Source organism: Ralstonia sp. 22111 (assembly GCF_052045895.1).
GTDB lineage: Bacteria > Pseudomonadota > Gammaproteobacteria > Burkholderiales > Burkholderiaceae > Ralstonia > Ralstonia wenshanensis.
The window spans coordinates 24,473-33,399 of the sequence record NZ_JBQEPR010000016.1; the positions used below are offsets into that span (position 1 = coordinate 24,473).

Below are 8,927 nucleotides of genomic sequence, written 5' to 3' on the forward strand. Positions count from 1 at the left end.
CTTGAGTTTGAGGCTGGCGCCTTGGTGTGACCCAAAGGCGCCGGCCCTAAATCTTCGTCAATGGCTGCTGTTACCAGGGCATGGCGATGTTGCCGCCACGCCCTCACCGCATCGGCGCTCAGTTGCGCTCGAGGTCGATGTCGATACCCAGCGAGCGGATTTCCTTCACCAGCACGTTGAACGATTCCGGCATGCCGGCATCGATCGAGTGCTCGCCCTTGACGATGTTCTCGTACACCTTGGTCCGGCCGTTCACGTCATCCGACTTCACGGTCAGCATTTCCTGCAGCACGTAGGACGCGCCGTACGCTTCGAGTGCCCACACTTCCATTTCACCGAAACGCTGGCCACCGAACTGGGCCTTACCGCCCAGGGGCTGCTGCGTCACCAGCGAGTACGGACCGGTCGAACGCGCGTGCATCTTGTCGTCGACCAAGTGGTGCAGCTTCAGCATGTGCATCACGCCCAGCGTGACCGGACGCTCGAAGGCTTCACCGGTGCGGCCGTCGAACAGCGTGACCTGTTGCTTGGATGCGGTCAGGCCCTTCTCCTTCGCGATGTCTTCCGGATAGGCGAGGTCCAGCATGCGGCGGATTTCATCCTCATGCGCACCATCGAACACCGGCGTCGCGAACGGCACGCCCTTCTTCAGGTTCTCGGCCAGCTCGAGGATTTCAGCATCGGACAGGCTGTCCAGATCTTCAACCTTGCCGCTCTCGTTGTAGATCTGACCCAGCAGCTTGCGGATCTCGGCAGCCTTGGCTTGCGCCTTGAGCATGTTGCCGATGCGCTCGCCCAGACCGCGGGCAGCCCAACCCAGGTGGGTTTCGAGAATCTGACCCACGTTCATCCGCGAAGGCACGCCCAGCGGGTTCAGCACGATGTCAGCAGGTGTGCCGTCGGCCATGTAGGGCATGTCTTCGATCGGGGTGATCTTCGACACAACACCCTTGTTACCGTGACGGCCGGCCATCTTGTCACCAGGCTGCAGGCGACGCTTCACGGCCAGGTACACCTTGACCATCTTGATCACGCCCGGCGGCAGTTCGTCGCCTTGCGTGAGCTTCTTGCGCTTTTCTTCGAACGCGAGGTCGAAGTCATGGCGCTTCTGCTCGATGGCAACCTTCACGGCTTCCAGTTGCAGCGCGACTTCGTCTTCCGCCGGGCGGATGTCGAACCAGTGCCACTTGTCCAGATCGGCCAGGTATTCCTTCGTGAGCGCGGTGCCCTTGGCCAGCTTCTTCGGGCCGCCGTTGGCAACCTTGCCCACCAGCAGACGCTCCAGACGCTGGAAGGCATCGCCTTCCACGATACGCAGCTGGTCGTTCAGGTCCAGGCGGTAGCGCTTCAGTTCTTCGTCGATGATCGACTGGGCGCGCTTGTCACGCACCACGCCTTCACGCGTGAAGACCTGCACGTCGATCACGGTACCGCTCATGCCCGAAGGCACGCGCAGCGAGGTGTCCTTCACGTCGGACGCCTTCTCACCGAAGATCGCACGCAGCAGCTTCTCTTCCGGCGTCAGCTGGGTCTCGCCCTTGGGCGTGACCTTGCCAACCATCACGTCGCCGGCTTCCACTTCTGCGCCGATGTACGTGATGCCCGATTCGTCCAGGCGAGCCAGTTGGGCTTCGGCCAGGTTCGAGATGTCCCGCGTGATTTCTTCCGGTCCGAGCTTGGTGTCGCGAGCAACGACCGACAGCTCCTCGATGTGGATCGAGGTGTAGCGGTCTTCAGCAACCACACGCTCCGAGATCAGGATCGAATCCTCGAAGTTGTAGCCGTTCCAGGGCATGAACGCGACCAGCATGTTCTGGCCGAGCGCCAGCTCGCCCATGTCGGTCGAGGCGCCGTCAGCGATCACGTCGCCGCGGGCAACGACATCGCCCACCTTGACCATCGGACGCTGATTGATGTTCGTGTTCTGGTTCGAACGCGTGTACTTGATCAGGTTGTAGATGTCCACGCCGACTTCACCAGCGACGGCTTCGGCATCGTTCACACGGATCACCACGCGGTTCGCGTCAACGTAGTCGACCACGCCGCCACGGGTTGCCTGCACGGCGGTACCCGAGTCCACTGCCACGGTGCGCTCGACGCCAGTACCCACCAGCGGCTTGTCCGCACGCAGGCAAGGCACGGCCTGACGCTGCATGTTTGCGCCCATCAGTGCACGGTTTGCATCATCGTGCTCGAGGAACGGCACCAGCGAGGCTGCAGCCGACACGATCTGCGACGGTGCCACGTCGATGTACTGCACGCGGTCCGGCGTGACCATACGGGTTTCACGCTCGCTGCCTTCACGCGCGGAGACCAGCTCGTCGATCAGGTTGCCGTCCTTGTCCAGCGTCGCGTTGGCCTGCGCCACCACGTACTTGCCTTCCTCGATGGCCGACAGGTAATCCACCTGGTCGGTCAGCTTGCCGTTTTCAACCTTGCGGTACGGCGTTTCGAGGAAGCCGTAGTCGTTCAGTTGTGCGTACAGCGCCAGCGAGTTGATCAGACCAATGTTCGGACCTTCCGGCGTTTCGATCGGGCACACGCGGCCGTAGTGGGTCGGGTGCACGTCACGGACTTCAAAGCCCGCGCGTTCGCGCGTCAGACCGCCCGGGCCCAGTGCCGAAATACGGCGCTTGTGCGTGACTTCCGACAGCGGGTTGGTCTGGTCCATGAACTGCGACAGCTGCGACGAACCGAAGAACTCGCGAATCGCCGACGAAATCGGCTTCGAGTTGATCAAGTCGTGCGGCATCAGGTTTTCCGTCTCGGCCTGGCCCAGACGTTCCTTCACGGCACGCTCCACGCGCGACAGACCGGCGCGGAACTGGTTTTCCGCCAGTTCGCCGACGCAACGCACACGGCGGTTGCCGAGGTGGTCGATATCGTCCACTTCGCCCTTGCCGTTACGCAGGTTCACCAGCAGTTTGATCGTGTCGAGGATGTCCTCGTCGGTCAGCACCATCGGGCCGGTACCGGTCGAACGGTTCAGGCGGCTGTTGACCTTCATGCGGCCAACGCGCGACAGGTCGTACGAGTCTTCGCTATAGAACAGACGCTGGAACAGCGCTTCGACAGCGTCTTCGGTCGGCGGCTCGCCGGGGCGCATCATGCGGTAGATGGCGATACGCGCGGCGGTCTGGTCGGCCGTGTCGTCCGTGCGCAGCGTCGCAGACATGTACGGACCTTGATCCAGGTCGTTCGTGTACAGCGTCTGGATTTCCTTCACGCCGGCGTCGCGCAGCTTCTCGAGCACGCCTTCGGTCAGTTCGTCGTTGGCGTTGGCCAGGACTTCACCGGTATCCGGATCGACGATGTTCTTCGCCAGCACGCGGCCCAGCAGGTAGTCTTCCGGCACGCTGATCAGCTTGGTACCGGCGGAATCCAGGTCGCGGATGTGCTTGGCGTTGATACGCTTGTCCTTCTCAACCACGACCTTGCCGTTCTTGTCGGAAATGTCGAAGCGCGCGACTTCACCGCGCAGACGCTCGGGCACGAATTCCATCAGTGCGCCTTCGGTCTTGAGCGTGAAGTTGTCGAACACGAAGAAGTGCGCCAGGATCTGCTCCGGCGTCAGGCCAATCGACTTCAGCAGGATCGTCACCGGCATCTTGCGGCGGCGGTCAACGCGGAAGTACAGGATGTCCTTCGGGTCGAATTCGAAATCGAGCCACGAGCCGCGGTACGGAATGATCCGCGCCGAGAACAGCAGCTTGCCCGAGCTGTGCGTCTTGCCCTTGTCGTGTTCGAAGAACACGCCCGGCGAACGGTGCAGCTGGGACACGATCACACGTTCCGTACCGTTGATCACGAACGAACCGGTGGAGGTCATGAGCGGAATTTCGCCCATGTAGACTTCCTGCTCCTTGATCTCCTTGACCTTGGTAGGATTCTCGCGGTCGTTGATGATCAAGCGCACTTTTGCGCGCAGCGCCGAGTGGAAGGTCAGACCACGCTGCTGACATTCCTTGACGTCAAACGGCGGGTTGGACAGGTGGTACGACACGAACTCCATGCGTGCCAGACCGTTGTGCGACACGATGGGGAAAATGGCGTTGAACGCCGCTTGCAGACCTTCGCTCTTGCGTTGTGCAACAGGAGCGTTCTCCTGCAAGAACTGGGCATACGATTGAATCTGGGTGGCAAGCAGGAAGGGAACCTGATGAACCGTTGCGCGTTTCGCGAAACTCTTGCGAATACGCTTCTTCTCGGTAAAGCTGTACGCCATGGGATCTCCGAATCATCGCAAGTGCGCGCGACGGACTTAAGGCGATAAGGCACGCCTGACACTTGAGGTGTTCAGCGACTGGTGACGGGATTTGGCGGTTGGCCGCTACCAACCTCTGGCTGACGGTACTGCGCGCGCCACCCGCACATGGGCCCATGGAGCCCATGCTACGGACGGGGGAGTACCCGACCAAACTTGCCTTCTGCAGTCGGTTCAGAAGACAAACATCAGCGGACTGCGGACTGCCTAGTGTGCCACTGATGTTTGGCCTCTGCTGGCCTTGTCCTGGCCGGCGGCCGGAAAACCCGGCAAAGAGACTTTAACGATACTTACAGCGTGATTGCGGGATCGCTCAACAATCGGTCCCACAAGCGCAAAAAGGCTGGCGCCGGGAAATCTCCCTTTGCCAGCCTCCATCGCGTACCGATACGGCACGCGAGACCTGCACTTACTTGGCTTCGGCTTCCGCGCCGGCTTCCACCAGCTTCTTCACCAGCTCGTCGGCGGTCTTCTTGTCGACGCCTTCCTTCACGGGCTTCGGTGCGCCATCGACCAGGTCCTTGGCTTCCTTCAGGCCCAGGCCGGTGATTTCACGCACGGCCTTGATGACGCCAACCTTGTTCGCGCCGGCGCTCTTCAGCGTCACGGTAAATTCGGTTTGCTCTTCAGCAGCAGCAGCGCCACCAGCAGCAGCCGGACCGGCCACGGCCACGGCAGCAGCCGACACGCCAAACTTCTCTTCGAACGCCTTGACCAGGTCGTTCAGTTCCATCACGGACATCGCGCCAACGGCTTCCAGGATGTCGTCTTTGGTGATTGCCATTTGAATAACTCCAGAATGTGATTCGGTATCGATCGTGCGATCTGTGCGCGGTGCAGCAGCAGCCTATTAGGCCGCTGCTGCCTCGCCTTCGCCTTGCTTGGCAGCCAGGGCACCCAGGGCGCGGGCAAAGCCCGACACCGGAGCCTGCATGACGAACAGCAGCTTGCTGAGCAGTTCTTCGCGGCTCGGAATCGTTGCCAGCGCCTTCACGGCGTCGACGTCGAGAACCTTGCCATCGTACGAACCGGCGCGCAGCACCAGCTTGTCATTGCCCTTGGCGAAATCGTTCAGCACCTTGGCCGGGGCCACTGCGTCTTCGGAAATACCGTAGATCAGCGGGCCGGTCAGTTGCTCGGCGAGTTCGGCAAACGGCGTGCCTTCAACAGCACGGCGCGCCAACGTGTTCTTCAGAACGCGCAGGTAGACGCCTTGCTGGCGCGCTTGCGCGCGCAGCTTGGTCAGATCGCCAACCGTGATACCGCGATATTCGGCGACGACGATGGTCGAGGCCTTGGCGACTTGCGCCGTTACCTCGGCCACGACGGCCTTCTTATCTTCGAGATTGAGTGCCACGGTTAAGCTCCAAAACGACTTCGGTTTCCGCAGTCACTGCGTTCACCTCGGTCAGTCCAAAAGTACGGCGTCCGATTGGCACAAATCACTTCGGCAATACCAAAGTCACTCATTCCCTTCGGGGGCGCCATCTGCGTTGGCTAAGCACCGCCTCCGTTTCCGGAGCAGGCTGCGATTAAGGTGTTGGCTCCAAGGAGCCCTTCACCGCCAACGGTCTTTGATAACCAGCGGCGTCGGCCTGCTTGCGCAAACGTCTACCACTGCCCAAAGTCTTGTCCCTCAGGCTTCGAGAGTCCGCGCGGCCGGGGCCGCGCGAGAGAAAACAGCTAACACCGGGATGGTTATCGGGCCACCCGATGCGAATGATCGAGTTCGATCAGGCAGCCAGGGTTGCCTGGTCAACACGCACGCCCACGCCCATCGTCGACGAGACGGCGACCTTGCGCAGGTACACACCCTTGCTCGACGCCGGCTTGGCCTTGGTCAGTGCGTCCAGCAGTGCAGCCAGGTTGCTCTTCAGGGCTGCCGGCTCGAACGATCGGCGGCCAATGGTGGCATGGACGATACCGGCCTTGTCGACACGGAATTGCACCTGACCAGCCTTGGCGTTCTTCACAGCCGTAGCAACGTCCGGCGTCACGGTGCCGACCTTCGGGTTCGGCATCAGGCCGCGCGGGCCCAGAATCTGACCCAGCGTACCGACCACGCGCATCGTGTCCGGCGAAGCGATCACGACGTCGAAGTCCATCTTGCCGGCCTTGATCTGCTCGGCAAGATCTTCCATGCCGACGATCTCAGCGCCCGCAGCCTTGGCTTGCTCGGCCTTGTCGCCTTGAGCAAACACAGCCACGCGCACCGACTTGCCGGTACCGGCAGGCAGCACCACCGAACCACGGACCACTTGGTCCGACTTCTTTGCATCGATGCCCAGTTGCACGGCCACGTCGATGGATTCATCGAACTTGGCGCTGGCGCATTCCTTGACGAGGCTCAGCGCTTCGTCGATCGGGTAGAACTTGGTACGCTCGACCTTGGCCTTGTTCGCGGCCGCACGCTTCGAAATCTTTGCCATGATTACAGGCCCTCCACCGTGATACCCATCGAACGGGCGCTACCGGCGATCGTACGCACGGCGGCGTCCAGATCAGCTGCGGTAAGGTCAGCGTTCTTCGCCTTGGCAATTTCTTCTGCCTGGGCACGGGTGATCTTGCCGACCTTGTCGGTATGCGGCTTGGCCGAACCCTTCTGGATACCGGCGGCCTTCTTGATGAGCACGGTCGCCGGCGGCGACTTCATCACGAAGGTGAAGCTCTTGTCGGCGAAGGCGGTGATCACCACCGGCACCGGCAGACCCGGTTCCATACCTTGAGTCTGCGCGTTGAACGCCTTGCAGAACTCCATGATGTTCAGACCGCGCTGACCCAGAGCGGGACCGACGGGCGGGGACGGATTTGCTTTACCAGCCGGAATTTGCAGCTTGATAAAGCCAATAATTTTCTTGGCCATCTTGACTCCAATCCGGATTGCCTAGCTCAACCAACCATGGCAATCCTGTTGAGTGGTAACGCATCGGCGCAAGGCCGACGCTCCTCTGTTGGCGCAGGTGACATTGCCACCGTTGCCCGCCAAGTCCAACGGACCGGGCGATTGGCGCAGTGGCTTTCGCCACCACACCGAATTTCTTAAACCTTCTCGACCTGACCGAACTCGAGCTCGACCGGCGTCGCACGTCCGAAGATCGTCACGGAAACGCGCAGGCGCGATTTCTCGTAGTTCACTTCTTCGACGTTGCCATTGAAGTCGGTAAACGGGCCTTCCTTCACGCGCACCATCTCACCCACTTCGAACAGCGTCTTGGGACGTGGCTTCTCGACCCCTTCCTGGATCTGGGCCATGATCTTGTCGACTTCGCTCTTGGAAATCGGCGAGGGGCGATTGCCTGTACCACCAATGAAGCCGGTCACCTTGGAAGTGTTCTTCACCAAGTGCCAGGTCTCGTCGGTCATCTCCATTTCGACAAAGACGTAGCCGGGGAACAGGCGGCGCTCAGTCACGGTCTTGCGACCGCTTTTGCTCTCCATCACCTCTTCCGACGGCACCAGAATCTGACCGAACAGATGTTGCAGGCCTTCGCGCTCAATACGCTCCTGCAGCGCGCGTTGCACGCTTTTTTCCATGCCCGAATAGGCATGCACGACATACCAGCGCTTCTTCGAGGCCGGTGCGGACGAATCCGTGGACGTGTCGTTCGCTACGTTATCCGTCATGGCTTCACTCGATTATTTCCAGCCCAGCACGAGCGAGAAGATCACCCACTCAATGAGCTTGTCCGCAGACCACAGGAACAGGGCCATGATCACGACGAACGCAAACACCAGCCCGGTCATTTGCCCGGCTTCCTTGCGCGTCGGCCACACCACCTTGCGAACTTCGCGGTACGACTCGCGCGCAAACTCGATGAAGCCTTGCCCAGGCGCGGACACCAGCGCAACGCCTGCGCCCAACACCAGCCCGCTGATCAGCGAGGCAGCACGGACATAGCTCGGCTGTTGCGCAAGCAGGTAAAAACCGATCACCCCAGCAACCAGCAGCAGGAACGCCAAGACCAGCAGCCATTTGCCGCTGGCGGTGTTGACGGTTTCGACGTTCGGATTGGCCATGTTTCCCAAACGAGACTAAGCCGCGTGGCGCGTTTTCCTGCGCGACGCGGCTGATGAATTGGCAGGGGCAGAGGGAATCGAACCCCCAACCTTCGGTTTTGGAGACCGACGCTCTGCCAGTTGAGCTATACCCCTAAAACAGCTTTGGGGTTGCCATTCGGTCAACCCCACTCTGGCACTTCACGTGCGGCCGGTTGGCAGCCGCACGGAAGAATTACAGCTCTTACTCGATGATCTTAGCGACGACGCCGGCGCCGACGGTACGGCCGCCTTCACGGATAGCGAAGCGCAGACCTTCTTCCATGGCGATCGGGGCGATCAGCTTGACGGTGATCGACACGTTGTCGCCCGGCATGACCATTTCCTTGCCTTCCGGCAGGGCGATCGAGCCGGTCACGTCCGTCGTACGGAAGTAGAACTGCGGGCGGTAGTTGTTGAAGAACGGCGTGTGACGGCCGCCTTCGTCCTTCGACAGGATGTAGACCTCGCCCGTGAAGTGCGTGTGCGGCTTGATCGAACCCGGCTTGCACAGCACTTGGCCGCGCTCGACATCTTCGCGCTTCGTGCCGCGCAGCAGAATACCGACGTTGTCGCCTGCTTGACCTTGGTCCAGCAGCTTGCGGAACATTTCCACGCCCGTGCAGGT

8 protein-coding genes and 1 tRNA gene are annotated in these 8,927 nt (G+C 61.0%); all 9 read right to left on the reverse strand.

All coding sequences use genetic code 11. The annotated features are described in order from the left end of the window. Positions 1 to 118 precede the first annotated feature (118 nt). A complete protein-coding gene (gene rpoB, locus ACTJK4_RS24910) occupies positions 119 to 4,225 on the reverse strand; it encodes a DNA-directed RNA polymerase subunit beta (protein WP_232041207.1) in 4,107 nt (1,368 codons plus the stop codon). A gap of 448 nt (positions 4,226 to 4,673) precedes the next feature. After that, positions 4,674 to 5,048 (reverse strand): 50S ribosomal protein L7/L12, encoded by a 375-nt coding sequence (gene rplL, locus ACTJK4_RS24915; RefSeq protein WP_004634456.1) that lies wholly within the window; start codon positions 5,046 to 5,048, stop codon positions 4,674 to 4,676. A gap of 66 nt (positions 5,049 to 5,114) precedes the next feature. Then, positions 5,115 to 5,621, reverse strand: a complete 507-nt coding sequence (rplJ, locus tag ACTJK4_RS24920; RefSeq protein WP_004634455.1) for a 50S ribosomal protein L10 — start codon at positions 5,619 to 5,621, stop codon at positions 5,115 to 5,117. A 376-nt stretch (positions 5,622 to 5,997) separates the two neighbouring features. Continuing rightward, positions 5,998 to 6,693, reverse strand: coding sequence for a 50S ribosomal protein L1 (rplA, locus tag ACTJK4_RS24925; protein ID WP_147216777.1), 696 nt, complete (start codon positions 6,691 to 6,693; stop codon positions 5,998 to 6,000). A 2-nt stretch (positions 6,694 to 6,695) separates the two neighbouring features. Then, a complete protein-coding gene (gene rplK, locus ACTJK4_RS24930; RefSeq protein WP_004634453.1) occupies positions 6,696 to 7,127 on the reverse strand; it encodes a 50S ribosomal protein L11 in 432 nt (143 codons plus the stop codon). 176 nt (positions 7,128 to 7,303) lie between these two features. Next, on the reverse strand, positions 7,304 to 7,888 hold the full coding sequence (gene nusG / locus ACTJK4_RS24935; RefSeq protein WP_004634452.1) for a transcription termination/antitermination protein NusG: 585 nt from the start codon (positions 7,886 to 7,888) through the stop codon (positions 7,304 to 7,306). A 12-nt stretch (positions 7,889 to 7,900) separates the two neighbouring features. Beyond that, positions 7,901 to 8,281 (reverse strand): preprotein translocase subunit SecE, encoded by a 381-nt coding sequence (secE, locus tag ACTJK4_RS24940; RefSeq protein ID WP_232041208.1) that lies wholly within the window; start codon positions 8,279 to 8,281, stop codon positions 7,901 to 7,903. 59 nt (positions 8,282 to 8,340) lie between these two features. Then, positions 8,341 to 8,416: transfer RNA gene (locus ACTJK4_RS24945), tRNA-Trp, on the reverse strand. 88 nt (positions 8,417 to 8,504) lie between these two features. After that, the coding region (locus tag ACTJK4_RS24950) for an EF-Tu/IF-2/RF-3 family GTPase (protein ID WP_440819197.1) at positions 8,505 to 8,927 on the reverse strand (423 nt) is incomplete at its 5' end.